A 26,312-nucleotide genomic window follows, 5' to 3' on the forward strand; every position below is an offset into this window, starting at 1 on the left:
ACGACGGCCGGGCACGGCCGACGTCAACGATCCGAGTACGACCCGAACACGGCCGACGTCCCCGTCAGTGCGCCCGGCCACACCGGACGTGTGACCATAGGTGGGTTCACATCTGCACAGAGTGATCCGGCCCGCTCGGCGCAACCGGCCCCGACGACCCGGCCAGGCCCGACCAGCCCGGCCAAGACGAACAGCTACACGACACCATGAGGCCTGAGAATCCGTGAACTTCACGCGTTGGAGCGCCCGGCTCCCCGGTACACAGCGCCGCGCCGCAGCGCGGACGGACCGCGGTTCCGTGCCCGCGGCCCGCGCTGAGTACGAACAGCGGCCCGATCCGGTGACGGACGTGCCCGCCCTCGAAGACCTCTCCGTCGGCGAGATCCTCGGCGGACTGCCCGCGCTCGTCGCCCTGTTGTACGGCCCCGAGCACCGCGTCGCCTACGTGAACGGCGCGTACGCGACGGCCTTTGGAGCCCGGACACCCGGCACCACCGCGGCCGAGAGCTGCCCCGAACTCGCCGAGCTGGGACTGCTCCCGCTCCTGGACCAGGTGCTGCGCAGCGGCAAGTCCCGTACGGTCAAGTCCCGCAAGGTCCAGATCGCCGGTGAGGGCTCGTACACCGTCACCTGCGCCCCCGTCGACTGCCGGGGCACCGGCGGCGTCCTGGTCTTCGCCGCCGATGTCACCGCCCACGCCGAGGCGGCCGAGCGGCTGCGTACCAGCGAGCGCAGACACCGCAAGACCGCCGTCACCCTCCAGCGCTCGCTCCTCCCGCAGGAGTTGGAGCAGCCGGACGATCTGCGGGTCGCCGCCACCTACCAGCCGGGCGGCGCGGACGCCGCGGTCGGCGGCGACTGGTACGACGTGATCACACTCGGCGCCGGGCGTACGGCCCTCGTCATCGGCGATGTCATGGGCCGCGGTGTCCGCGCCGCCGCCGTCATGGGACAGCTCCGTACCGCCGTCCGCGCCTACGCCCGGCTCGATCTGCCACCGCACGAGGTGCTCCAGCTCCTCGACGGGCTCGCCGCCGAGATCGACGCCAGTCAGATCGCCACCTGTGTCTACGCCGTCCACGATCCGAACGAGGGCCGGCTCGTCTACGCCTCCGCCGGTCATCTGCCGATCCTGGTACGCGCCGAGGACGGTACGGTCGCGCGGGCCGAGGACCCCACGGGCCCGCCGCTCGGCACCGGCGGCTGGCTCCACAGCTCGGGCACGATCCCGCTCCCGCCCGGCTCCACCGCCGTTCTCTACACGGACGGTCTGGTCGAGCGCCGGGGCGAGGACATCGACGAGGGCGTGGCCTCCCTGGAGCGCGCCCTGGCCGGCGCGCAGGGCTCACCGCAGGTCGTCTGCGACCGGCTGATCCGCTCCCTCGGGGTCACGGCCGACCATGACGACGATGTCGCGGTGCTCGTCCTCCAGCACCCGGCCCGCACGGGCCCGGACGCGGAGCTGTTCCACAACGCGGCGCTCGATCTGCTCGGCGGCATCGAGGCGGCCCCGCGCGCCCGTGCCTTCGCCACGGGGGTCCTCGCGTCCTGGCGCTTCCCCGTCGAACTGTGCGATCTGGGCGTGCTCGCCACCAGCGAACTGGTGGCGAACTCCCTCCAGCACGGCACCCCGCCCATGCGCCTGCGACTCCGCCGCACCGACCGCCGGCTGATCATCGAGGTGACGGACGGCGACGAGCATCTGCCGCGCCGCCGCAGAGCGGAACCGGCGGACGAGGCGGGCCGCGGCATCTCGATCATCGCGACGATCGCCTCGTCCTGGGGCTCACGCCGTACACCGGGCGGCGGGAAAGCCGTCTGGTGCGAATTCGCGCTGCCGCACTGACAGGTACGGGGCCGCACCGACGGATACGGGAACGGGGGCAGCGGGCCGGTACGTGATCAGCGGGCCGGAGCCGGGGCCGGGGCGGGTTCGTGGGTCCCCGGCTCGTGGGCCTCCGGCCGGTGCCGGGCGACCAGGCGCGAGGCCGACACGAGCGACGGCTGATCCTGCACGGGCGTGAGCCGCCTGCCCAGCCGCAGCGCCAGCACGCTGATGCCCAGCGAGAACAGTACGAACGTCACGATGTACGGACCGTGCAGCGTGGCCCCCATCGGCCCGCCCACCGCGGGACCGACCGCCAGCGCGAGCTGCTTGACCAGTGCGAAGGCCGAATTGTACTGCCCGACCATCGACTCCGGCGCCAGATCGGCCACCAGCGGCGCCACGGTCGGAGACAGCATCGCCTCGCCGAGCCCGAACAGCGCGTACGTGGAGACGAACGCGGCCGTCGCCATCGTCCGGCTCCCGTGGCCCAGCCCCGCGAACCCCGCGATGATCCAGGCGAACGTCCAAATCAGCCCGACCGCCGCGATCACGCGGCTGCGCCTGCGCCGTTCGACCAGCCGCAGCACGCCGAACTGAGCGACGACGATCACCGCCGTGTTCGCCGCCAGCGCGATCCCGAGCGTCGACGGGTCGATCCCGGCGGCCTCGGTGCCGTACGCGGCGAGCCCGGACTCGAACTGCCCGTAGCACGCGAAGAACAGCACGAACCCGAGCACACAGAGCCGCACCATGGCGCGATGCCCGAGCATCGTCCGCAACCCGCCGCCCGTGGCGTCCCTGACCGCGAGTGTGATCGCGGTCGGCCGGGGCAGCCGGACCGTGGCGGCGATGGCCGCCAGTACGAGGAACATCGCGGCCTCGACGCAGAAGAGCAGCGTGAACGTGCCCGGCCGGCTCTCGTCGACGATCTGCCCGCCGATCAGCCCACCGACCCCGAGCCCCAGGTTCGCCAGAAAGAACTGGGTGGCGAAGGCCCGGGTCCGCGTCGACGGGGTGGAGCACCACACGATCATCGTGGCCAGCGCGGGCTGCATGACGGCGGTGCCTGCGCCCAGCAGCGCGGCGGACAGGACCGCCGTCACGACGCTCCACGACAGCCCCATGGCGAACGCCCCCACGGACGCCAGCACAGCCCCCGTCACCAGCACGGGCAGCGGCCCGCGCCGGTCGATGACCCGCCCGGTGAACGGCAGGACGACCAGCGCGGCCAGGGCGAAGACCGCCAGCACGGCACCGGCCGTACTCGCGCCCAGGTGCCGGACCTGAGCGACATACACATAGAGATACGGAACCGTGAACCCGAGCCCGAACGCGCTCAGCGCGTTCCCTGCCTGGATCCGGCGCATCGCAGCGCCCGTCGCCCTGGTCACACTCACCTGCCTCAGAAGATCGCCAGACCGCTAAGGAGCGGTACGAAGTAGTGGTACGGAGAAGAAACTCAAGCTTGAAGACTTCGAAGCTAAAGTTAGGACTTCAACAATACACAGTGAAGGACTTCAATGCCAGCAGAGGGACGTGGGATACTGCCCTGATGCCAGACACCCCCGAGAAACCCGGCCCGTCGGGTCTCCAGGAACCGAGCCTCGACGAGCAGATCGCGGCCTATCAGCGCGAGTTCCATGACCTCGACCCCCAGGTGGAGAAGGTCGTCTCGGCACTGGGCAGGCTCAATCGCCGTATGAACGTCTCGTACGGACGCCACCTCGCCGAGCTGGGCATCAGCAACGCCGAGTGGGAGGTCCTGAAGACCCTCGTGGTCTCGGGAGCCCCCTACCGGCTGGGCCCAGGCGAGCTCGCCAAGCGCCTCGGACTCACCCCGGCCGCCATGACCCACCGCGTCGACCGCATGGCCGGCGACGGTCTGGTCACGCGCGACCGCGACGAGAACAACAGGGTCCGGGTGATCGTGGAGCTGACGGACGAGGGCCGTACGAAGTGGCTGGAGGCGATGCGGATGGCCTCCCGGTTCGAGGAGGAACTGCTCCAGGACCTCTCGGGCGACGAGCGCCGGGGCCTCGGCGAGATGCTGATCCGTCTGCTGCGCCGAGTGGAGCACACCCAGCCGGATGCCGGCGGACGGCTGACGGACCTGGGCTAGGCCCTGTCGGGCAGCGGCGGCCCGGCAGGGGGGTTGGGGGTTCGTTTGACACACCCCAGGCCGATCCGTAAGGTTCTTCGAGTTGTCACGGGCCCGAAACGGATCCACGACAGCCACTTACGCCGCAGCAGCGGCACCTCAACTCAGCACGGTCTCCCAGCCGGGATGCATTTCGGCATGCCGAATTTCATTTCGAAGGCTTGATTATGAGTCGCCCGGGAAATCCGCTAGGGTTTGAGACGTCGGAACGGCCCAAGGGCCGGGAAGGCAACCCACTCTGACTGGGAATCAGGCCCGAAAGGATCTGCTAGAGTCGGAATCGCCGGAAAGGGAAACGCGAAAGCGAAGAACTGGAAAGCAGCCCCGCTCCGACGGGGAATCGGACACGAAAGAGTCTGATAGAGTCGGAAACGCAAGACAGCAAGACAAGCAACAAGAGAACAACAGCAGGACCGAAGGGAAAGCCCGGAGGAAAGCCCGTGAGGGTGAGTACGAAGGAAGCGTCCGTTCCTTGAGAACTCAACAGCGTGCCAAAAGTCAACGCCAGATATGTTGATACCCCGTCCTTCCGGGATGTGATGTTCCGGTGGGTTCGGGTTCCTTTGAAGTAACACAGCGAGGACGCTGTGAATCACTGGTCTTATTCCGGCTGGTGGTTCCGCTCTCGTGGTGCTGACCCGATTACGGGTAATCATTCACGGAGAGTTTGATCCTGGCTCAGGACGAACGCTGGCGGCGTGCTTAACACATGCAAGTCGAACGATGAAGCCTTTCGGGGTGGATTAGTGGCGAACGGGTGAGTAACACGTGGGCAATCTGCCCTTCACTCTGGGACAAGCCCTGGAAACGGGGTCTAATACCGGATAATACTTTCTCCTGCATGGGAGAGGGTTGAAAGCTCCGGCGGTGAAGGATGAGCCCGCGGCCTATCAGCTTGTTGGTGGGGTGATGGCCTACCAAGGCGACGACGGGTAGCCGGCCTGAGAGGGCGACCGGCCACACTGGGACTGAGACACGGCCCAGACTCCTACGGGAGGCAGCAGTGGGGAATATTGCACAATGGGCGGAAGCCTGATGCAGCGACGCCGCGTGAGGGATGACGGCCTTCGGGTTGTAAACCTCTTTCAGCAGGGAAGAAGCGTGAGTGACGGTACCTGCAGAAGAAGCGCCGGCTAACTACGTGCCAGCAGCCGCGGTAATACGTAGGGCGCAAGCGTTGTCCGGAATTATTGGGCGTAAAGAGCTCGTAGGCGGCTTGTCGCGTCGGATGTGAAAGCCCGGGGCTTAACCCCGGGTCTGCATTCGATACGGGCAGGCTAGAGTGTGGTAGGGGAGATCGGAATTCCTGGTGTAGCGGTGAAATGCGCAGATATCAGGAGGAACACCGGTGGCGAAGGCGGATCTCTGGGCCATTACTGACGCTGAGGAGCGAAAGCGTGGGGAGCGAACAGGATTAGATACCCTGGTAGTCCACGCCGTAAACGTTGGGAACTAGGTGTTGGCGACATTCCACGTCGTCGGTGCCGCAGCTAACGCATTAAGTTCCCCGCCTGGGGAGTACGGCCGCAAGGCTAAAACTCAAAGGAATTGACGGGGGCCCGCACAAGCAGCGGAGCATGTGGCTTAATTCGACGCAACGCGAAGAACCTTACCAAGGCTTGACATACACCGGAAACGGCCAGAGATGGTCGCCCCCTTGTGGTCGGTGTACAGGTGGTGCATGGCTGTCGTCAGCTCGTGTCGTGAGATGTTGGGTTAAGTCCCGCAACGAGCGCAACCCTTGTTCTGTGTTGCCAGCATGCCTTTCGGGGTGATGGGGACTCACAGGAGACTGCCGGGGTCAACTCGGAGGAAGGTGGGGACGACGTCAAGTCATCATGCCCCTTATGTCTTGGGCTGCACACGTGCTACAATGGCCGGTACAATGAGCTGCGATGCCGTGAGGCGGAGCGAATCTCAAAAAGCCGGTCTCAGTTCGGATTGGGGTCTGCAACTCGACCCCATGAAGTCGGAGTTGCTAGTAATCGCAGATCAGCATTGCTGCGGTGAATACGTTCCCGGGCCTTGTACACACCGCCCGTCACGTCACGAAAGTCGGTAACACCCGAAGCCGGTGGCCCAACCTCCTTGTGGGGAGGGAGCTGTCGAAGGTGGGACTGGCGATTGGGACGAAGTCGTAACAAGGTAGCCGTACCGGAAGGTGCGGCTGGATCACCTCCTTTCTAAGGAGCATCTAGACCCTTCGGGGTCGAGAGCCACTTCGTCGGCGCATGTCCGACGGTGGTCAGCTCATGGGTGGAACGTTGACTATTCGGCACAGTCTGTTGGTGAGGGTTGCTAGTACTGCTTCGGCGTGGAACGTGATTCTTGCTGGTGGACTGTGTCGGGCGCGCTGTTGGGTGTCTGAGGGTGCGAGCGCTGCTCGTCCTTCATGGTGCCGGTCCCGGTGTACTCGCTCGTGAGAGTGGGGTGGCGGGTGGCTGGTCGTTGTTTGAGAACTGCACAGTGGACGCGAGCATCTGTGGCCAAGTTTTTAAGGGCGCACGGTGGATGCCTTGGTACCAGGAACCGATGAAGGACGTGGGAGGCCGCGATAGGCCCCGGGGAGCTGTCAACCGAGCTTTGATCCGGGGGTGTCCGAATGGGGAAACCCGGCAGTCGTCATGGGCTGTCACCCGCTGCTGAACACATAGGCAGTGTGGAGGGAACGAGGGGAAGTGAAACATCTCAGTACCCTCAGGAAGAGAAAACAACCGTGATTCCGGGAGTAGTGGCGAGCGAAACCGGATGAGGCCAAACCTGTGACGTGTGATACCCGGCAGGGGTTGCGTTTCAGGGGTTGTGGGAGTTCTCTTGATCGGTCTGCCGGCCGGTCGGCGAGTCAGAAACCGTATGGGTAGGCGAAGGACATGCGAAAGGTCCGGCGTAGAGGGTAAGACCCCCGTAGCTGAAATCTGTACGGCTCGTTTGAGAATCACCCAAGTAGCACGGGGCCCGAGAAATCCCGTGTGAATCTGGCGGGACCACCCGCTAAGCCTAAATATTCCCTGGTGACCGATAGCGGATAGTACCGTGAGGGAATGGTGAAAAGTACCGCGGGAGCGGAGTGAAATAGTACCTGAAACCGTGTGCCTACAAGCCGTGGGAGCGTCGCCGTGTGTGTTTGCACATGCGGTCGTGACTGCGTGCCTTTTGAAGAATGAGCCTGCGAGTTTGCGGTGTGTTGCGAGGTTAACCCGTGTGGGGTAGCCGTAGCGAAAGCGAGTCCGAATAGGGCGGTTTAGTAGCGCGCTCAAGACCCGAAGCGGAGTGATCTAGCCATGGGCAGGTTGAAGCGGCTGTAAGAGGTCGTGGAGGACCGAACCCACCAGGGTTGAAAACCTGGGGGATGACCTGTGGTTAGGGGTGAAAGGCCAATCAAACTCCGTGATAGCTGGTTCTCCCCGAAATGCATTTAGGTGCAGCGTCGTGTGTTTCTTGCCGGAGGTAGAGCACTGGATAGGCGATGGGCCCTACCGGGTTACTGACCTTAGCCAAACTCCGAATGCCGGTAAGTGAGAGCGCGGCAGTGAGACTGTGGGGGATAAGCTCCATGGTCGAGAGGGAAACAGCCCAGAGCATCGACTAAGGCCCCTAAGCGTACGCTAAGTGGGAAAGGATGTGGAGTCGCAGAGACAACCAGGAGGTTGGCTTAGAAGCAGCCATCCTTGAAAGAGTGCGTAATAGCTCACTGGTCAAGTGATTCCGCGCCGACAATGTAGCGGGGCTCAAGCGTACCGCCGAAGTCGTGTCATTGCAGTATGTACCCCCAACGGGGACTGTGATGGGTAGGGGAGCGTCGTGTGCCGGGTGAAGCCGCCGCGTAAGCGAGTGGTGGACGGTTCACGAGTGAGAATGCAGGCATGAGTAGCGATACACACGTGGGAAACGTGTGCGCCGATTGACTAAGGGTTCCTGGGTCAAGCTGATCTGCCCAGGGTAAGTCGGGACCTAAGGCGAGGCCGACAGGCGTAGTCGATGGACAACCGGTTGATATTCCGGTACCCGCTTTGAAACGCCCAGTATCGAATCAGACGATGCTAAGACCGTGAAGCCGTCCTGGAGCCTTCGGGCAAAGGGGAGTGGTGGAGCCGTCGGACCAGATCTGTAGTAGGTAAGCGATGGGGTGACGCAGGAAGGTAGTCCATCCCGGGCGGTGGTTGTCCCGGGGTAAGGGTGTAGGGCGTTGTGCAGGTAAATCCGTGCAACATGTGTCTGAGACCTGATGCCGAGCCGATTGTGGTGAAGTGGATGATCCTATGCTGTCGAGAAAAGCCTCTAGCGAGTTTCATGGCGGCCCGTACCCTAAACCGACTCAGGTGGTCTGGTAGAGAATACCGAGGCGTTCGGGTGAACTATGGTTAAGGAACTCGGCAAAATGCCCCCGTAACTTCGGGAGAAGGGGGGCCACACTGGGTGATGGGATTTACTCCTTGAGCTTGGGGTGGCCGCAGAGACCAGCGAGAAGCGACTGTTTACTAAAAACACAGGTCCGTGCGAAGCCGTAAGGCGATGTATACGGACTGACGCCTGCCCGGTGCTGGAACGTTAAGGGGACCGGTTAGTCAATCTTCGGGTTGGCGAGGCTGAGAACTTAAGCGCCAGTAAACGGCGGTGGTAACTATAACCATCCTAAGGTAGCGAAATTCCTTGTCGGGTAAGTTCCGACCTGCACGAATGGCGTAACGACTTCTCGACTGTCTCAACCATAGGCCCGGTGAAATTGCATTACGAGTAAAGATGCTCGTTTCGCGCAGCAGGACGGAAAGACCCCGGGACCTTTACTACAGTTTGATATTGGTGTTCGGTTCGGCTTGTGTAGGATAGGTGGGAGACTTTGAAGCTCATACGCCAGTATGGGTGGAGTCGTCGTTGAAATACCACTCTGGTCGTGCTGGATGTCTAACCTGGGTCCGTGATCCGGATCAGGGACAGTGTCTGATGGGTAGTTTAACTGGGGCGGTTGCCTCCTAAAGGGTAACGGAGGCGCCCAAAGGTTCCCTCAGCCTGGTTGGTAATCAGGTGTTGAGTGTAAGTGCACAAGGGAGCTTGACTGTGAGACCGACGGGTCGAGCAGGGACGAAAGTCGGGACTAGTGATCCGGCGGTGGCTTGTGGAAGCGCCGTCGCTCAACGGATAAAAGGTACCCCGGGGATAACAGGCTGATCTTCCCCAAGAGTCCATATCGACGGGATGGTTTGGCACCTCGATGTCGGCTCGTCGCATCCTGGGGCTGGAGTCGGTCCCAAGGGTTGGGCTGTTCGCCCATTAAAGCGGTACGCGAGCTGGGTTTAGAACGTCGTGAGACAGTTCGGTCCCTATCCGCTGTGCGCGTAGGAGTCTTGAGAAGGGCTGTCCCTAGTACGAGAGGACCGGGACGGACGAACCTCTGGTGTGCCAGTTGTTCTGCCAAGGGCATGGCTGGTTGGCTACGTTCGGGAGGGATAACCGCTGAAAGCATCTAAGCGGGAAGCCTGCTTCGAGATGAGGACTCCCACCCCCTTTGAGGGGTTAAGGCTCCCAGTAGACGACTGGGTTGATAGGCCGGATATGGAAGCCAGGTGACTGGTGGAGTTGACCGGTACTAATAGGCCGAGGGCTTGTCCTCAGTTGCTCGCGTCCACTGTGTTAGTTCTGAGACAATGAACGGCTGTGTGTTATCCGGTTGGTTGTTGTTTTACAGTGTTTCGGTGGTCATGGCGTGAGGGAAACGCCCGGTTACATTCCGAACCCGGAAGCTAAGCCTCACAGCGCCGATGGTACTGCAGGGGGGACCCTGTGGGAGAGTAGGACGCCGCCGAACAATTATTGTGTGAAGTGCCCTGTGCCGGTTATTCGGTACGGGGCATTTCTGCGTTCCGGGACTTTTCCGACGGCGGCTGTGCGAAAACCGCCTTGCGAGCCGTGGCCCCTGCGCGGAGTATCGGTGCATGAACCATGTGATACGTGCCGTCCAGCCCGGTGAATGGGCCAAGGTCAAGGCGATCCGGCTGGCCGCGCTCCAGGATCCGGCCGCCCCGGTCGCGTTTCTGGAGACGTACGAGCAGGGGCTCGCGCACCCCGACTTGTACTGGCAGCAGCGGGCGGCCGGCGCCTCGCCCCGGCACGGTGCACGCTCGGGGCAGTTCATCGCCGAGGCCCCGGACGGAAGCTGGTCCGGTTCTGTGGCCGTGCTGATCGAGGAGGCCGGCGGCAGCGACTTCTTCGGCTCCACCATCGCCCAGGCGCAGGGACATCTCGTCGGTGTCTATGTGCGTCCCGAACAGCGTGGCAGCGGACTGCTGGGAGCGCTGGTCGCGGAGGCGCTCGACTGGGCATGGGGGCAGCAGGAGCCGCGGTTGTCCCGCGTACGGCTCTATGTCCACGAGGGGAACCCGCGGGCGCGGGCCGCCTATCGCAAGCTCGGGTTCGTACCGACCGGGACCGTCGTACCGTTCGAGCAGGATCCGCTCGCCAAGGAACTGGAGATGGCGATCGAACGCCCCTGAGGGCCGTCCTGTAATCCCCTGTCCTGTAGTCCCCGGATCCTGGCCGCCCTCAGATCCTCGCGACTCCTCGGAACCCGTGCTCTTCGGCTTCCGTCCTGGTCATCCGTACGGGTGCGCCGTGCGGGCCGTCCGTAGTGCGCGTGCCCACCAGTCGAGCTGGTCGAGCATCGCCTTGGCGGCGCCGGCCGCGCCTTCCGGGTTGTGCGCGGGGCCGTCGGCGGCGAAGACCTCACCGGTGACCTTGTGGAAGCTGACGGTCTCGCGCACGGTCGCGCAGTGCAGCTCGGCGAAGACCAGCCTGAGCTGTTCGACGGCCCGCAGTCCGCCGCCGGCACCGCCGTACGAGACGAATCCGACCGGCTTGGCCTGCCACTCCTCGCGGTGCAGATCGATGAAGTGCTTCAGGACGGCGGGGAAGCTGTGGTTGTACTCCGGGGTCACGACCACGAACGCGTCCGCAGCGTCGACGCGGGCGGTCAGTGCGGCGAGAGCCGGGGTCGGCTCCGTACCCCAGTCGGGGTGGACGGCGGGGAGTTCGGCGTCGGCGAGGTCGATCAGGTCGACCTCGGTGTTGCCGTGCGCCGTGGCCAGGGCGGTGAACCAGCCGCCCACGGTGGAGCCGAGACGGCCTTCCCTGGTGCTGCCGATGATGACGGCGAGACGTATCGGATCGGTGGTCGCCGGAGGTGTGGGGGACGCGGTGGAGGTGGTGGCTGTGGCGGACATGGCGGACTCCTCAAACGGGTTCATCCCGTGAGACGGCTTCGACGGTGCCTGGATCGCGTCGGGTGTTCGGGTGTATGGGTAAAGTACAACGTGCATGGCAATAGGTGCAACGAGCGTTGTAGTTTCTGGGGAGGGTGCGATGCCGGAGCGCAAGGGGCTGCTGGAGAAACGCCGGGCCATCGAGCGGGGCGCGCGTACGGTCTTCGGCCAGGAGGGGTATACGCGGGCGAGCATCGACGCGATCGCCTCAGCCGCCGGTGTCTCCACGCGGACCATCTACAACCACTTCACCGACAAGGAAGAGCTGTTCCGTACGGTCTTCCTGGAGAGCACCGCTTCCGTGACGGCCGGGCTGGGTGAAGTCTTCGCTCGCCACTTCCAGCGCTTCGGGAACCCCGCCGACACGGAGTCGGAGCTGCTCGCTCTCGCACGCGAGTGGGTCGGGCAGAACGCCGAACATTCCGAACACTTCGCTCTCGTACGGCAGATCATCACCGAGGGGCAGCGGATGCCGGCCGATGTGATCGAGGAGTGGCAGCGTATCGGGCCCCGGGCGGTGCGCGCCGAGCTGGCGGAGTGGCTGCGTACGCTCGCGCGTCAGGGGGTGCTGGACATCGACGACGCGGATGTGGCGGCACGGCATCTGAGCCTGCTCGTCGGCGGTATGACGCTGGAGTCGTTCTTCGGTGCCGTATCGGTGAGCAATGACGAGGTGGAGAGCTTCGTGGTGAGCGGGGTCCGGGCGTTTCTCAAGCTGTACGGAGCATCTGGGCACTGAGGGCGCCGAGTGGGGTTGTGGGGTCCCGTCCCGGTCTCCCAGGCCCGTCCTCCGGTCGGTCTGCACGGATCGGCCCGGCGCGTCCGGGGGAGGCATGGAGCCGGGTGCGGCAGGGAAGGCGTGTGCTATGCCTCGTCCGACAGGCTCTGGATATCGGCGTGGGGCCAGCGGTCCCGGCCCTGTTGCCGCGAGCGGAGCAGAACCAGGGCTGGTAGCCCCTGGTCCTGACCGGTGGCCAGCAGCTCCGGAAGCTGAGGAAGCGGAGCCACGGCGGCGACGTCGTCGAGGACGAGCGTCATTGGTGGGTCGAGCCGACCGTCAGATGACCGTGCGGCCATGCGGCGGCCGTGCTCGACCACGCTTGAGGTGAGTGCGGTGAGCAGAGGCATCGCACCCGGGCGGGAGCGCGGATCTTCGATCGGCTCACCCACCACATACAGAGTGCCCCCCTCGCTCACAAAAGAATCCAGCGTGAGCGTATCGGTTCGGTTCGGGGTGCAGGCGTCCCGGATATGGACGGAGGAGAGGGCGGCGAGCGTACGGGCCGTCAACTGCTGGGCCACTTCCCGGCGTTCGGGGTGCGCGGTGAGCGCGGACTCCAGGAGACCGGCGAGACCGGAGGTGGCCTTGGGGTGGGTGCGGAGGATCCGTACCGCCTCGTGCGCGCTGCCGCCCTGCGCCCAGCGGTGCACCTGTTTGAACGGCCGTCCGTCCACGGCCGCGGCGTGCAGCCAGCACCGCAGGAGCGTTTCCGCCGTGTCCGCCATGGCGGCGTCGAGCAGGGCGTGCGGGCGTACGGGGGCGAGCAGCGCGGTCGCGCGGGCTGCGGCGGTGGCCGCGTCCTCGCACCCTGTGGTGGGCGACCAGTGGAGACGGGCCGGGGTGTCGCAGAGATGGCCCGGGTCGTAGAGCAGAACGGGACCGAGCTTGGCCCGCGCGTCTTTCGTCTCCGCCCACACCGTCGGGTCGGAGGTGACGACGAGGGCGGGACCGTCGGCGTCCAGGACGGCCTGGACGGAGGCGGGTCGGCGGGTGAGGGGATCGCCGTACTGTACGCGCGGCGCGGTACGGGGACCGGGAAGGCCGACGGACGCGGCTGCGGCTGCGGGGGTGAAGGCGGTGGACGCGAGGGAGACGGTGGGCGTGGGTCCGGCGGGGGCCGGGTACGGGGCGGCTGCCCAGCTCTGGTGCTGGTCCTGAGTCCGGGCGTTGGGCTGGGCCTGGGGTTGAGCGTGGGCCTGTGTCTCGGGCGTCTCCACGGACTCGACCGCAGCCGCCTGTGCGTAAGGTCCCGGGCCCGGCCCTGGACCCTGTCGTGGACCTGCTCCGGTCATCGCGGTGACGCCGCCCGGCCGGGCGGCCTTGCCGAGCACGTCACGTCCGTCCCGCGCCTGCTGTTCCCGCTCGTCGCGCAGCTGTTCGCGCCGGCGTGCTCGTACCGCTCGATACCGGGCCGTCACTCCCAGGACGAACACCGTGAGAACGGTCAGCACCATGAGCTGGCTTATCAGCAGTCCCCAGAACAGCCCGTACCCGGAGAGCTGCGACGCGGGGGTGTCCGGCCAGGCGCCCGCCACGTCGTGCGGTGCTGAGACGAGCTGACGCACCGCCAGGGGCGTACGGCCGTAGGTCACCCCGTCCGGCCAGGCGCCGTGTGTGAAGAGACCGGCCAGCCCGGTCGCTGTCCAGACCAGCAGCGACAGTCCCAGCACGAAGCCCAGCAGCCCGAGCAGCAGTCCGTCGGGGATACCGCCCCGGCCCTGAGCCGGACCGTACCCCTGTCCCTGTCCCTGCCCGTCGTGGTGGCGCGGCATCTCACGCCACCGTCGACTCGGAGGACTCGTTGAACTGCCGTTGCCGTTCAAGGAGGATCGCCCGCTTCTCCGCCTCCCATTCCGCCGCCTGCATGTCCGCGGGGAGTCCCGCGGCCAGGGCGTCGGCGGCGTCGGCCGCGTTCGACGCCTGGGAGTTCTCGGTCATGGCCCGGTCCGTGAAGACCAGCGGCCGTTCGGCCTCCGTGACCAGATGCTTGACGACCTGGACATTGCCGTTGACGTCCCAGACCGCGATTCCCGGTGTGAGTGTCGGGATGATCTCCACCGCCCAGCGGGGCAGTCCGAGCACCCGGCCGGTCGCTCTCGCCTCGTCGGCCTTCTGGGCGTAGATCGTCCGGGTCGAGGCCATCTTGAGGATTGCCGCGGCCTCGCGGGCCGCCGCCCCGTCGACCACGTCGGAGAGGTGGTGCACCACGGCGACGAAGGAGAGCCCGAGCCGCCGGCCGAACTTGAGCAGCCGCTGGAAGAGCTGGGCGACGAAGGGGGAGTTGATGATGTGCCAGGCCTCCTCGACCAGGAAGATGCGCTTCCTGCGGTCGGGGCGGATCCAGGTGTGCTCCAGCCAGACGCCCACGATCGCCATCAGGATCGGCATCGCGATCGAGTTGCGGTCGATGTGTGAGAGGTCGAAGACGATCAGCGGGGCGTCGAGATCGATTCCGACGGTCGTCGGCCCGTCGAACATGCCCCTGAGGTCACCGTCGACCAGCCGGTCCAGGACCAGCGCCACATCCAGGCCCCAGGCCCGTACATCGTCCAGGTCGACATTCATCGCCTCGGCCGACTCGGGCTCGGGATGGCGCAGTTGCTCGACGATGTCCATCAGGACGGGCTGGCGCTCGACGATGGTCTCGTTGACATAGGCGTGCGCGACCTTGAGCGCGAAGCCGGAGCGCTCGTCGAGGCCGTGTCCCATCGCGACTTCGATGATCGTACGGAGGAGGGCGAGCTGACCGGTCGTGGTGATCGAGGGATCGAGGGGGTTGAGCCGGATTCCGCCGTCGAGCGCCGCCATCGGGTCCAGCCGGATGGGGGTTATTCCCAGCTCCTGGGCGATGAGGTTCCACTCACCGGCGCCGTCCTCGCCCTGGGCGTCCAGCACGACGACCTGGCGGTCGCGGAAGCGCAGCTGGCGCAGTACGTAGGTCTTCTCCAGCGCCGACTTGCCGTTGCCGGACTCGCCGAGCACCAGCCAGTGGGGGGCCGGGAGCTGCTGGCCGTAGAGCTGGAAGGGGTCGTAGATATAGCCCTTGCCGCTGTAGACCTCGCGGCCGATGATCACGCCCGAGTCGCCGAGGCCGGGGGCCGCGGTGGGCAGATAGACGGCCTGGGCCTGGCCCGTGGACGTACGGACCGGCAGCCGGGTCGTCTCCACCTTCCCGAAGAGGAAGCTGGTGAAGGCATCCGTGAGGACGGACAGCGGATCTCGCACCACAGGCCCCTTTCGGCTCGTCGGTTGTCAGCGGTTGTCGGCGCTTCTCGGTGTTTCTCGGCGGGTGGTGTCTGGCGGGCAGGCAAGCGGGACAGCGGGGTGGTGGCGGGCGGGGCGGCTAGCGGCGGATGCCGGTCGCGAACGGCAGGGTGTTCACAAAGGCCCGGTGGTGCTCACGGTCGCACCACTCCAGCTTGAGATACGACTTGCCGGCCGAGGCTCTGATCGTCCGTTTGTCCCTGGCCAGTGCCTCGGGTGTCCTGGAGGACACTGTGATGTACCCGACGAGGTTGACGCCCGCCGCCCCGCTGGCGAGATCTTCACCCCGCTGGTCCAGCCGCCCGTGCGCGGCGATGTCGCGCGGGTCGACGGTGCGGTTCATCTTGGCGGCGCGGCTCGCCTCCGCCTCGTCGTTGGTCTTCTCCGTCAGCATCCGCTCGATGGCGATCTCGGTCGGTTCGAGGTCCATGGTGACCGAGACCGTACGGATCACATCGGGTGTGTGGACGAGCAGGGGCGCGAGGAAGTTCACGCCGACCGGGGTCATGGGCCATTCCTTGACCCAGGCGGTGGAGTGGCACCAGGGCGCGCGGGTGGACGACTCCCGGGTCTTGGCCTGGAGAAATGTCGGTTCCATCGCGTCCAGCTCGGCCGGCCAGGCGTTTCGTTTCGTCATGGCCTGGATGTGGTCGATGGGGTGGTCGGGGTCGTACATGGAGTGCACGAGGGAGGCGAGACGGCTCTGCCCGAGGGGCTGCCGTACCCGGATGTCCGCCTCGGCGAGCCGGGCGCAGATGTCGGTCAGCTCGCGGGCCATGACGACGGCGAGGCCCGCGTCCCGGTCGAGTTTCCTCGTACCGGCGGCCTGGCGGGCGGCACGGGCCATGGCCTGGCCCTCGGCGGCCAGTTCACGGGTGTAGTGCATACAGGCGACCAGATAGGCGCGGTGCTGCTCGCTGGAGGTGGAGACCATCGACTGGAGCTGGTCGTAGGAGTTCTGGAGCCAGTCGGGGGAGGCGGAATCGCCGCGCTGGGCCACGTCCTTGGCGTGCGCGTCGGGGTCGGCGGGGAGCGTACGGGCGAGCATCTGGAGCCGGGTGACGAAGCCGTCCCCGTTGGCGACATGCTTGAGGAGCGTGCCGAAGCGGTCGACGAGGGCTTCCTGGTCCTCGCTGTCGCGCAGTCCGACGCCGGGGCCCTCGATCTCGATGGCGGCGGTGACGGTGCGGCGGTCGGCGTGCAGCAGTACGGCGATCTCGTCGGGGCCGAAGGGCGCGGCCAGCCAGTTGATACGGCCGATGCCGGGGGGCGGGCCGATCTCGACCTCGCGGCCGTCGAGGGACGTGCCGGCCTCCATGGCGGCGGAGCGGTAGACCGTACCGCCGCGCAGGGTGCGCTTGAAGCTGCGGTTGATCTCGTACCACTTGTAGAACGTGCGCTGTTTGTACGGTACGTAGACGGCGGCCAGCGCGATGAGCGGGAACCCGGCGAGTGTCACGATCCGCAGCGGCAGGACGGGCACGAGCAGCCCGCACATCATGCCGATGAAGGCGCCGGCGATGATCAGGGCGATCTCGCCGGTCTCGCGGTTCTTGCCGACGATCGCGTTCGGCCGGGCGCGGCCGATGAGATACGTGCGGCGGGGCGCGATCGCGTGGGACTGGGTCGTCAACGCCCTCCACCTCCAGTGCTGTTGTTGCCGGTGCCGGTGTTACGTGAGCTGTGGGGGGTGCCGCTGGTGGGGCTGCCGCTGCGGGGCGGGGGCGCGGCGGGGGGAACGCTGCCGGTGCCCGCTCCGCCGCCGGAGTTGCGCGAACTGTGCGCGGCGACGCCTCCGGAGACCGGATTGGCGGGCCGTCCGCCGCTTCCGCCGCCGCTGTTGCCCTGCTGCTGGGCGCCGCGGCTGCTGTGGGTCTTGATGCCCTGGGAGACGAGGGCGGCGGGCGAGCTGATGAGGGCGGCGGCCTGGGCGCCGTCGGTGGCCTGCTTCCGGTTGGTACGGGAGGAGGCGACCTCGTCGCCGAAGCCGGGCACGAAGCGGTAGATCATCGCCGAGGCGAAGATCGCGAGCAGGATGATGGCGAGGCCGGAGACGACCGCGGAGAAGGCGTCGGGGCCTTCGTCGGCGGAGAGCGCGCCCGCGAGACCGAGGACGATCATGATCACGGGTTTGACCAGGATGACGGCGATCATGATGCCGGCCCAGCGGCGGACATGGCCCCACATGTTCTTGTCGACGAGCCCGGCGTAGACGACGGTGCCGAGGAGCGCGCCGACGTAGAGGAGCGCGGCCCTTATGACCAGTTCCAGCCAGAGGACGCCGGCGGCGAGGATCGACACGAGGGCGACGACGATCAGCATGATCGGGCCGCCGCCGATGTCGTCGCCCTTCTTGAGGGCTTCGGCGAAGCCGCCGAAGAAGACATCGGTCTGGCCGCCGGTGGAGGTGGCGATGACCTCGGTGACGCCGTCGGTCGCGGAGACGATCGTGTAGAGGATGAGCGGGGTGAAGGCGGAGGCGAGGACGGTCAGCCAGAGGAAGCCGATGGCCTCGGAGAGCGCGGTGGTCAGGGGGACGCCGCGGATGGCGCGCTTGGCGACGGCGAGGAGCCAGATGACGAGGGTGAGGACGGTGGAGGCGGCGAAGATGACGGCGTACTGGCGCAGGAAGGCGGCGTTGGTGAAGTCGACGTTGGCGGTCTCGTTCACGGCGTCGCTGAGCTTGCCGACGATCCAGGCGGCGGCGTCGGCGCAGCCTCTGGCTAGGGAGGAGAGGGGGTCGAGGGCGTCGGGGGTGCTGGGAGGGCCGGACCGGGAGGTGCCGGTGTCGCCGTTCTCGCAGTACTCCTTGACGAGTCCCTTGAGCAGGTCGCAGTCGCCCTGAGCGCCCGTCGAGGACGGGGTAGGCGTGGGTGTGGGCGTCGGTGCCGCCATGGCACGCGCCGCGAACACGAGGAGCGCGGCTTGAATACCCGTCAGAGCTGCGACGACCGAGCGAGCGCGGTGTCGGGAGCTACCTGGCATACGTGAAGCCTCCGTACTGCTCGACAGCCTTGCTGATCTCGTCCGCGGTGGAGGCCGCCACGTCGCCCGGGACGGGGGCGGGCCCGTCCTTCTGCGATTCCGCGGCGATCTTCCAGTCGTTCTCCAGCCATCGCAGATCGAAGGTCCAGGTCTTCCAGGTCGTACTGACCGGGTCTGTCGAGTCGGGACCGGACATCCCGATCAGGCCCGTGTACCAGACGGACACCTTCGCGCTGTCACCGCTGAGATTCTCGACGCGGGTGCCCACCGGGATCGTCCGGGAGACGAAGGTACTGCCCTGCGGGGGACTGCCATTGGCGTCCAGGCCGAGCTTCTCCAGGAATTCCGTGGTGTACGCGGCGTCCAGCGTGTCCTTGAGCCTGTCCGCCGTGTCCGGTGTGTAGACGGTGTCGAGGATGCTGTAGCGGCTGTCCTGGCTGAACATGCCGTCGGAGCCCAGTGCCACCGCGTAGTTGGCCGCCGCGCTTGCCGCGCCCTGTTCGTTCTGGGCGAAGCCTGACGGGATTGTGCCGTTCTTGCCCGTGACCGGCTTCACGCCCGACGCCGCCGTCGGGTCGGGGGCCGCGGCTCCCGTGCCTTTGCCGGTGTCGGCGGACTTGTCGCCGCCGCGGTTGGCGAAGGCGATGGCCGCGATGAGGAGGACGACCACGCCCACCACGGTGATGAGGGAGCGGGAGCCGCGGGCGGGGCGGCGGGCGCCGCCGTACATCTCGCCGCTTCTGCCGTCGGGCAGGCGCGTACGGGTCTGGCCCGTGCCGCCGAAACCGTCGTCCGCACGGCCCGAGTCGCCGCCGTAGCCGTGCTCGTCGCCGAAGCTCATGCCGCGTACGTCCCCTCAGCCGTTTGCGGTTCCGCGTGGTCCGCGTAGTACGACGGTAGCCGTGCTGGTTGCCGCGCGGGCGCGGTGTGGTGACTCGACATCAGGGAGACGCAACCTCAGCCGGTGGGCGCGACGGACAGGTGGTGTTGAAGGTGGTCCGGGCACGCCCGGTACGGACTGGTGGGAACGGGACTCGTGGTCAGGACTTCGACGGGATCGGGGACAGCGTTCGGAGACGGGGCTCGGGGACGGGGCTCGGGGACGGGGACTTGGGGACAGCGGCTAGACGGCCATCCCGTACACGATGGTGAAAAGCGTGCCCAGCGAGCCGATGATGAAGACACCGGTGAGCCCGGCGACAATCAGCCCCTTGCCCTGTTCCGCGCTGAATGTGTCCCTGAGCGCGGTCGCTCCGATCCGCTGTTTGGCCGCGCCCCAGATCGCGATGCCGAGGCAGAGCAGGATGGCCACGGCCATCACTACCTCGATCAAGACGCGGGCCTCGTTCCCCAGAGTCCCGAAAGGCCCCCAGTTCGGGGCGATGCCACCGATGATGGTGGTGATGTCGCCCTTCTCGGCCGCCAGGTACATGTAACTCACCGCCCCTGTTGGGTTGTTCACGCCCACGCCCCCATGGCATGGGTCACGCTCTATCTTCGCTGATGGAACCGCTCTCGTATGCCGCTTGGCGGCTCTCTTTACCCGATCCCCGCACATATGACCGATCATGCCGCCCTGACCTGGCGTGGATCGGACATCTGCGTACGCACATGGTTACTCTGTGTATCACGGTGCGTGACTGCGGGCAATGACTGTCGTTGTTACACCTTTACGGTCACGTCCCGCGCGGGCCTGATCGATCGGGCCGCGATGGTCGGCGCGCGGTCGTCGGGGTCGGGGAGTTGAGGATCCCGTCGCGCCGCGCCAACCGTACGGGTGAACTTGGCGCCCGCGCCGGGCCGTACGGCCCGGCGGGCCGCTGCCTATGGATACCCAGGACTGCCCGGGGCTACGGGCGGCTCCGGCGTATGTATCCGGTTCCCGCGCCCTGTTTGTGAGCGGGTCGGCGAGGTGTCCGCCTTTGGGACAGTGCCGGTCGGCATCCCGGGCGAGGAACAGGGGCCCGGGTGAGGAACAGAGGCGAGAGCGGCATGGCGGGGTTTGTGGGGCACGGACAGGGGCAGGGCGCGCAGGTCCAGAACGGGCAGGATCAGAGTCGGCAGGACCAGAACGGGTGGGGCCGGGATGGGTGGGGACAGAGCGGGGCGGCGGGGTACGCGGACCAACCGGACGGCCCGCGGCGTCTGATCGACATGGCCGCCGGCGGCGTACCGGCTCCGCGCACCGGCGGACTCCGGCACGGCGGAGAGTTGCGGCACAGCGGCGGTCCCTGGACACGGGCGGCCGGGGCGGCAGAAGCGCTGCGTACGCACATGGGCCTGGTGCGGGGCGAGTTCGCCGCCGCGCACGAGGGGGTGGCGGCCGGTACGGAGGGTCTGGGGGCCGCGGCGGTGCTGCGGACGGTGCGTATGTCGTGGGAGCGGCGCGTCGAGATCGCGATGGGGGAGTGCGCGAGCCTGGCGGTTCATCTGCGGGCGGTCGCGCGGGACCAGGGTGAGTGCGAGTCGGCGATCAGCGCGTCGTTCGCGCGGGCGGGCGGCGGCGGGCGGTGAACGGGTTCGGTGGTGGTCGTGGTCGTGGTGGTGCTGGTGGTGGCTGGCGTGGTGGCGGTGGCGGCTGGGGCGGGGCGCTGACATGGACACAGTTACGTGAGCTGAAGTGCTCCGAACTGGAGGGCGCGGCCGACGGCTGGGGCAAGGTGAGCAACCGCGCGGACGCGGCCCGGGACCGTATCGACAAGCAACTCCTCGTGGGTCTTGAGGCCACGCAGGAGGGCGAGGCGCTGGAGGCGGCGAGCGCGCGGCTGGGGGAGCTGAGCCGTAACTTCCAGTACGTATATGTGGAATGCGGACTGATCCGTACGACCCTGAACAGCCTCGCCCAGGAACTGAGGGGTACTCAGCGCATGCTGCGGGCGGCGCTGGACGACGCGGATGGCTTGAAGTTCACGGTCCACGCGGACGGTTCGGTGGGCTACCCGGCGGCGGGCGAACATCTGATCACACGGGACAAGCTCCCTGGCGGGACGGCCGAGGGCAGCGCGCTGCCGAGACTGCTGTCCCCGCCGCCGGCCCTGACGGCGCCGAATCCCCATGCGGCGAAGGCCCAGGAGATCGCCGACACGATCGCGTGCGCGGTCGGTGAGGCGAACCGGATCGACGCGCGCTATACGGCCGCGCTCCTGAAACTGACGGCTCCCCGGGACGGTCTGCTGACCTCCGACGCGATCTGGACGGACGCGCACGGCGACGCGACGGCGGTGCGGGGACTCGCGGACGAGTACCTGAGGGACTCCATCCCGAGGGAGAAGTCCCCCGCCGAGCGCAGGGCGTGGTGGGACGGTCTGACGCAGGAGCGGCGGGAGGAGTATCTGGCGGTCTATCCGGACGAGATCGGGAACCTGGACGGGATCCCGGCGGAGGTACGGGACGCGGCGAACAGGGACAACCTGGCGCTGCTGATCGGAAAACTGGAGGGGCGGGCGGGGGACGAGGGGGCGCAGACGCGGCTGGCGGGGCTGAGGGCGATCGACGAGCAGGTGCGGTCGGGCGGACATCCGCCGATGTTTCTGCTGGGGATCGGGGAGCACGGTAATGGGCGGGCGATCGTCTCCTACGGGAATCCGGACACGGCGAGGAATGTCTCGGTGTATGTGCCGGGGCTGGGGACGTCGCTGGACGAGGAATTCGCGAGGAACGACCTGAAGCGGGCGCGGGACACGGCGGTGGGGGCGCGTGAGTACGACGCGTCCAGCGCCTCGATCGTATGGCTGGGGTACGACGCGCCTCAGCTCTCCGCCGCCGATGTCGCGGGCAATACGGATGTGATGTTCGCTGATCAGGCGCGGGTGGGGGCGGTCGCGTACAACGAATTCATGTCCGGCGTCTCGGCGACGAACCGGAACGAGGACCCGCATGTGACGGCCATCGGGCACTCGTACGGTTCGCTCACGGTCGGCCAGGCCGCGCAGCGGCAGGGCGGGATTCCGGGCGCCGACGACATCGTGCTGCTGGGCAGCCCGGGGACGGGTGCGGCGTCGGCCGACGAACTGGGGGTGGGCCGGAGGCATGTGTTCGTGGGCGCGGCGGAGAACGACCCGGTGACGGCGATGCCGGCGAAGATCGAGGCCCGCGGTATGGCGACCGGCGCGGTCAGCGGAACGGTGGTGGGGGCCGCGGTGGGCGGGCCTCTGGGGGCGGCGGCGGGAGGGCTGGGGGGAGCGGCGGCGGCGTTCTTCGCGCAGGACGCGCAGGCGGACGACCGCGAAATCTGGTTCGGCACGGACCCGGCGCACGAGGCATTCGGCGCGCGCCGGTTCCGGGTCGAGGACGGACCGCGTCCTCTGGGAGACCGGGGCGGGTTCACGGCGCACACCAACTATTTCAATCCGGACGACGATGAGGAATCCGCGCGGAATATCGCGAAAGTCGTTGCAGGCCGAGGCGACAAGATCAGCACTCAGGAGCACCGATGAAAGCTGCATACCTTGCCCTGATGGTAATTCCGGTTGTCCTGGTCTCCGGATGTGGCTCGCAGCGAGGTGCCAGTGCCCCCGAAAGGAAGCTGCCCAGAGTGAACATGCAACAGGCGGCCGAAAAAGCCGACGCGATCATGCACGAGACGGTGTCCGGTATTAGACCGGCATTGCGATGGAATCACGGCCCCTCGAACGACCACATCTGTATCGGCCTCAACAATGAATCGCCGGGTAGAGGATCGGTAAAGCGTCGAATCGCCGTGATGACCGTCGTCTCCGAGGAACGGAGAGGGAACTTGCTCGGTGTGGTGGAACGCAACTGGAAGGCGCGTGGATATGAGATCACCAGCGTAGACGCCGACAAGGATCTCCCGGCCATCTACGCCGCTTCGCCGGAGAACTTCCGCATGAGCGTCGCCGTCGGAGGCGAAGGCCAGTTCTTCTTCTCCATCACCACCCCGTGCTTCACCGAATCCGCCGTGCCGGATCCGGCGACCGAGCCGAACACGCCGCAACGCGCGGGTGAGTACCCCGCGCGGCCCGATGTCTACGACGACTTCTGGTCATCCGAGGGGGGTCTTTCGGCGTCCTCCGTTGGTATCTCCTGATCCGGGGGCTCCGCGCCTAGACTGGGGCGGGACTGTGGCCCTGACGCGGAGGGTGTTTGACGGTGCGTAAGGCATGGCTGGTCGTGGCCGCTGTCGGTGGGGTCGGGATGAGTTTTGTGGCCCTGCTCGTCGTGGGGACCTATTCCGCCGCCGCCGGGCTGGTCGGAGGCGGGGGGAGGGTGGGGCTGGCCAAGGGGGCCGTGCCCGCCGCGTATCAGCCGCTGGTGCAGAAGTGGGGCAACTACTGTCCCGCCATCAATCCCGCGCTGCTCGCCGCGCAGTTGTACCAGGAGAGCGGGTGGAACCCCAGCGCCCAGAGTCCCGCCGACGCCAGGGGCATCGGGCAGTTCATCCCCGGGACCTGGCAGGCGCACGGGATCGACGGGGACGGTGACGGGGACCGGGACATCTGGGACCCGGCCGACGCGATTCCGTCCGCCGCCTCCTACGACTGCGAATTGGCCGGATACGTCAAGGACGTGCCCGGGGACGCGACCGACAACATGCTCGCGGCGTACAACGCGGGGGCCTACGCCGTCATCAAGTACGGCGGCGTTCCGCCGTACCGGGAGACCCAGAACTACGTCAAGGTCATCCGGACGCTGGAGAAGAGCTTCGCCCGGCCCATCGGGCGCGTCGAGCCGTCGCGGCAGGCCGCCTCGGCCATCTACTTCGCGCAGCAGAAACTCGGTACGCCGTATCTCTGGGGCGGGAACGGTACGGCCGACCAGGGCGGGCGGTTCGACTGTTCCGGGCTGACGCAGGCCGCGTACCGGACCGTGGGGATCGAGCTGCCCCGGGTCGCCAATGACCAGTACAACGCCGGTGAGCACCCCTCGCGCGACGAGCTGCTCCCCGGGGACCTCGTCTTCTTCTCGGACGATCTGACGAACTCACGGGCCATCCGGCATGTGGGTCTGTATGTGGGCGGCGGGTACATGATCAACGCGCCGTACACGGGGGCCGTGATCCGCTTCGACAAGATCGACACCCCGGACTACTTCGGGGCCACCCGGGTCACCGAGGACGGTGCCAAATCGCTGCCGACCGATCTCCCGGAGAGTCGGCCGGCCGTCTGACGCGGACTCCCCCGGGGGTCCCCTCAGACGGGTGGCCCCGGGCCGCCCGGGGGCGCGCGGGACCCCCGGACCCCCTGGCTCCTCGGCGGCTTCTCGGCCCCCGGCACCCCCCGCATGGCCGGAACTATCCCTCCCGGCGGCCGTCTGAACTGGGACGACGTGTCACTCTTCGATAACGTCATGGTGATCGTTCGGTGGAGAGCGGAACGTAGACGGTGAGTACGCCGTTCCCTGGACAACAGCCGGGTATTGATCACGCGGCATGTTCCGTACCGACCACGGGGGTTGGTAGAGGCGGTGCGCGCGGATCTGCGGCGCGCCGGGTGACAAGGCAAGGGGCCGCAGCAGATGGCTGGACTCGCACTGGATGGGTCGAACCCCGATGTCAGCCTGCTCTATGACATCAATGGGCTCGCCAAGGGCGCACCGTTGTGGTTCGACCGCGTCATGGAGTTCGTCGGCGAGTACGGGATCATGGCCGCGCTGGTGCTCATCGTGCTCTGGTGCTGGTGGAGCGTGCGCAGAAGCGGAACGGCGGAGGACTCCGTCACCGCCGTCGTCGGACTCCTCTGGGCGCCGGTCGCCGCCGCCGTCGCGCTGCTGATCAACATCCCCATCCGGGGCTTCGTGGAACGGCCGAGACCGTTCCTGGACCACAAGGGCGTGGAAGTCCTGGTGGCGGGCAAGACGGACTACTCGTTCGTCAGCGATCACGCCACCATGGCGATGGCCATCGGCGCCGGTGTCTTCATCGCCCACCGTAAATTCGGTCTGGCCGCGATCGGGCTGGCGCTCCTCGAAGGCTTCTGCCGGGTCTACATGGGCGTCCACTACCCGACCGACGTGATCGGTGGCTTCGCGCTCGGTACGGCCGTGGCCCTGCTGCTCACCCCTCTCGCGCTCGCCCTGCTGACGCCTCTGGTGTCCGCGGTCTCCCGTTCGCGACGGGCCGGCTGGGCCGTACGGTCACGGGCCGCGCGCGAGGCCGATCTCGCGGGGGGCGGCGGTGCCGTGGGCGGCGGGACGCGGTCCCTCGGTATCCCCGAGCCGCGCCCCGACGACAACAATCTCGCCGCGTGATCCGTACACGTGATCCGTACACGTGATCCGTATGCACCTGTACGGACTCCTGCGGATCCGCGTGACCATAGGTCCTTTCGAGGTCCTTACGACAGGCGCCTTACGAGGGGGCCTCGCGTGACGCCACCGCGCTGACCACCACGTTCGAATCCCAGTGGCCCTGGGCGTCGATGACCCCGCCGCAGGTGATCAGCCGCAGCTGTGAGTTCGGCACCGGTCCGTAGACCACGTCCGTCGGGAAGTTCTTCGTCGGGTACGTGTTGACCTCCGTCACCCGGAACGGCAGCCGCCGCCCGTCGCCCAGCTCCGTCTCGACCAGATCGCCCGGGAGCAGCCGGCCGAGCTTGGCGAAGACCGCGTTCTTGATGTTGTCGCGGCCGTTGCGCACCGGGACGCTGCCGGGGTTGGCCGGGGCGTCCCGGTGGCCGACCAGTACGGCCGGGCCGCGTTCTCCGGGGCGCGGGCCCAGGGCGTACCAGCCGACCTTCATCGCGTTGCGGAACCCCGGCGCGTCCAGCGCGCCGTTGTCGTCCACCCCGAGCGGCAGCACGTCCGCGGTCAGGCCGAGCACCGGGACGCGCAGCCGTACGGGGGCGGAGGGCGGGTCCGCGACCTCGACCGGGCGGGGTTCGGCGGTGTCCGCCACGGGCGCCGGCCGCTGCGGGAGCAGATACAGCAGGGCACCGGCCACGGCGCACAGAACCGCGAGGACGAAGAGGACGGCGAGCATTCTGTCCGCCCTGTCGGGCCTGCCCGCCCTGTCCGGCCTGCCCAGCCTCTCCGGCCTGCCCAGCCTGCCCGTCCGGCTCGCTCTGTGTGCTTCACGCGCCCTGCGGT

At 67.2% G+C, this 26,312-nt stretch carries 18 protein-coding genes and 3 rRNA genes; 12 read left to right on the plus strand and 9 right to left on the minus strand.

Annotation, left to right across the window (positions count from 1 at the left end):
- Positions 1-223: 223 nt before the first annotated feature.
- Positions 224-1,846: an ATP-binding SpoIIE family protein phosphatase gene (locus tag OG214_RS21205; RefSeq protein WP_363079695.1), complete on the plus strand. Its 1,623-nt coding sequence runs from the start codon at positions 224-226 to the stop codon at positions 1,844-1,846.
- Between the two features lie 56 nt (positions 1,847-1,902).
- Here the strand turns inward: OG214_RS21205 and OG214_RS21210 are convergent, their stop codons facing one another.
- Positions 1,903-3,219: an MFS transporter gene (locus tag OG214_RS21210; RefSeq protein WP_405987566.1), complete on the minus strand. Its 1,317-nt coding sequence runs from the start codon at positions 3,217-3,219 to the stop codon at positions 1,903-1,905.
- A 161-nt stretch (positions 3,220-3,380) separates the two neighbouring features.
- Here OG214_RS21210 and OG214_RS21215 point away from each other — a divergent pair, with 161 nt between their 5' ends.
- The 5 genes from OG214_RS21215 (at position 3,381) to OG214_RS21235 (ending at position 10,474) form a co-directional block, all read left to right on the plus strand.
- Entirely contained in the window at positions 3,381-3,947 is a 567-nt protein-coding gene (locus tag OG214_RS21215; protein WP_363079694.1) for a MarR family transcriptional regulator, read from the plus strand.
- Between the two features lie 694 nt (positions 3,948-4,641).
- A 16S ribosomal RNA gene (locus tag OG214_RS21220) occupies positions 4,642-6,169 on the plus strand.
- A gap of 301 nt (positions 6,170-6,470) precedes the next feature.
- Positions 6,471-9,594: ribosomal RNA gene (locus tag OG214_RS21225) — 23S ribosomal RNA — on the plus strand.
- A gap of 78 nt (positions 9,595-9,672) precedes the next feature.
- Positions 9,673-9,789: ribosomal RNA gene (gene rrf, locus OG214_RS21230) — 5S ribosomal RNA — on the plus strand.
- Together the 16S, 23S and 5S rRNA genes form the textbook arrangement of a ribosomal RNA operon.
- 127 nt (positions 9,790-9,916) lie before the next feature.
- Complete coding sequence (locus OG214_RS21235; RefSeq protein WP_363082890.1) at positions 9,917-10,474, plus strand: GNAT family N-acetyltransferase; 558 nt, start codon at positions 9,917-9,919, stop codon at positions 10,472-10,474.
- A gap of 99 nt (positions 10,475-10,573) precedes the next feature.
- On the opposite strand, the gene OG214_RS21240 is transcribed toward OG214_RS21235, so the two are convergent.
- Entirely contained in the window at positions 10,574-11,200 is a 627-nt protein-coding gene (locus OG214_RS21240) for an NADPH-dependent FMN reductase (protein ID WP_405985629.1), read from the minus strand.
- A 139-nt stretch (positions 11,201-11,339) separates the two neighbouring features.
- On the opposite strand from OG214_RS21240, the gene OG214_RS21245 reads away from it, so the two are divergent.
- The gene (locus OG214_RS21245; protein ID WP_363082892.1) at positions 11,340-11,978 is read left to right on the plus strand and encodes a TetR/AcrR family transcriptional regulator; all 639 of its coding nucleotides are present in this window, start codon (positions 11,340-11,342) and stop codon (positions 11,976-11,978) included.
- 125 nt (positions 11,979-12,103) lie between these two features.
- Here OG214_RS21245 and OG214_RS21250 read toward each other — a convergent pair whose 3' ends face one another.
- From OG214_RS21250 to OG214_RS21275, 6 genes are all read right to left on the minus strand, one after another.
- On the minus strand, positions 12,104-13,792 hold the full coding sequence (locus OG214_RS21250) for a type IV secretory system conjugative DNA transfer family protein (RefSeq protein ID WP_405985630.1): 1,689 nt from the start codon (positions 13,790-13,792) through the stop codon (positions 12,104-12,106).
- A gap of 1 nt (position 13,793) precedes the next feature.
- On the minus strand, positions 13,794-15,245 hold the full coding sequence (locus OG214_RS21255) for an ATP-binding protein (protein ID WP_363082894.1): 1,452 nt from the start codon (positions 15,243-15,245) through the stop codon (positions 13,794-13,796).
- A 118-nt stretch (positions 15,246-15,363) separates the two neighbouring features.
- Positions 15,364-16,917, minus strand: coding sequence for an SCO6880 family protein (locus tag OG214_RS21260; RefSeq protein WP_383041903.1), 1,554 nt, complete (start codon positions 16,915-16,917; stop codon positions 15,364-15,366).
- On the minus strand, positions 16,914-18,269 hold the full coding sequence (locus OG214_RS21265; protein ID WP_363082896.1) for a hypothetical protein: 1,356 nt from the start codon (positions 18,267-18,269) through the stop codon (positions 16,914-16,916). Before OG214_RS21265 ends, OG214_RS21260 begins: the two co-directional genes overlap by 4 nt.
- Positions 18,259-19,110 (minus strand): hypothetical protein, encoded by an 852-nt coding sequence (locus OG214_RS21270; protein WP_405985631.1) that lies wholly within the window; start codon positions 19,108-19,110, stop codon positions 18,259-18,261. The genes OG214_RS21265 and OG214_RS21270 overlap by 11 nt, the downstream gene beginning before the upstream one ends.
- A gap of 282 nt (positions 19,111-19,392) precedes the next feature.
- Complete coding sequence (locus OG214_RS21275) at positions 19,393-19,701, minus strand: hypothetical protein (protein ID WP_363082903.1); 309 nt, start codon at positions 19,699-19,701, stop codon at positions 19,393-19,395.
- Between the two features lie 560 nt (positions 19,702-20,261).
- Between OG214_RS21275 and OG214_RS21280 the strand changes: the two genes are divergently transcribed.
- From OG214_RS21280 to OG214_RS21300, 5 genes are all read left to right on the plus strand, one after another.
- Positions 20,262-20,783 carry a hypothetical protein gene (locus OG214_RS21280; protein ID WP_363082898.1) on the plus strand — a complete coding sequence of 174 codons (522 nt, stop codon included), beginning with the start codon at positions 20,262-20,264 and terminating at the stop codon, positions 20,781-20,783.
- 77 nt (positions 20,784-20,860) lie between these two features.
- Positions 20,861-22,705: an alpha/beta hydrolase gene (locus OG214_RS21285; protein ID WP_405987567.1), complete on the plus strand. Its 1,845-nt coding sequence runs from the start codon at positions 20,861-20,863 to the stop codon at positions 22,703-22,705.
- Positions 22,706-22,809: 104 nt separating this feature from the next.
- Positions 22,810-23,316, plus strand: a complete 507-nt coding sequence (locus OG214_RS21290) for a hypothetical protein (RefSeq protein WP_383041916.1) — start codon at positions 22,810-22,812, stop codon at positions 23,314-23,316.
- 107 nt (positions 23,317-23,423) lie between these two features.
- Positions 23,424-24,395 carry an NlpC/P60 family protein gene (locus tag OG214_RS21295; protein WP_382855121.1) on the plus strand — a complete coding sequence of 324 codons (972 nt, stop codon included), beginning with the start codon at positions 23,424-23,426 and terminating at the stop codon, positions 24,393-24,395.
- Between the two features lie 348 nt (positions 24,396-24,743).
- Entirely contained in the window at positions 24,744-25,475 is a 732-nt protein-coding gene (locus OG214_RS21300) for a phosphatase PAP2 family protein (protein ID WP_405985632.1), read from the plus strand.
- Positions 25,476-25,575: 100 nt separating this feature from the next.
- Here the strand turns inward: OG214_RS21300 and OG214_RS21305 are convergent, their stop codons facing one another.
- Entirely contained in the window at positions 25,576-26,205 is a 630-nt protein-coding gene (locus OG214_RS21305) for a sortase domain-bontaining protein (protein ID WP_383041897.1), read from the minus strand.
- Between the last annotated feature and the right edge of the window lie 107 nt (positions 26,206-26,312).

The organism is Streptomyces sp. NBC_00872 (assembly GCF_045161915.1).
In the GTDB taxonomy this organism is placed as follows: domain Bacteria; phylum Actinomycetota; class Actinomycetes; order Streptomycetales; family Streptomycetaceae; genus Streptomyces.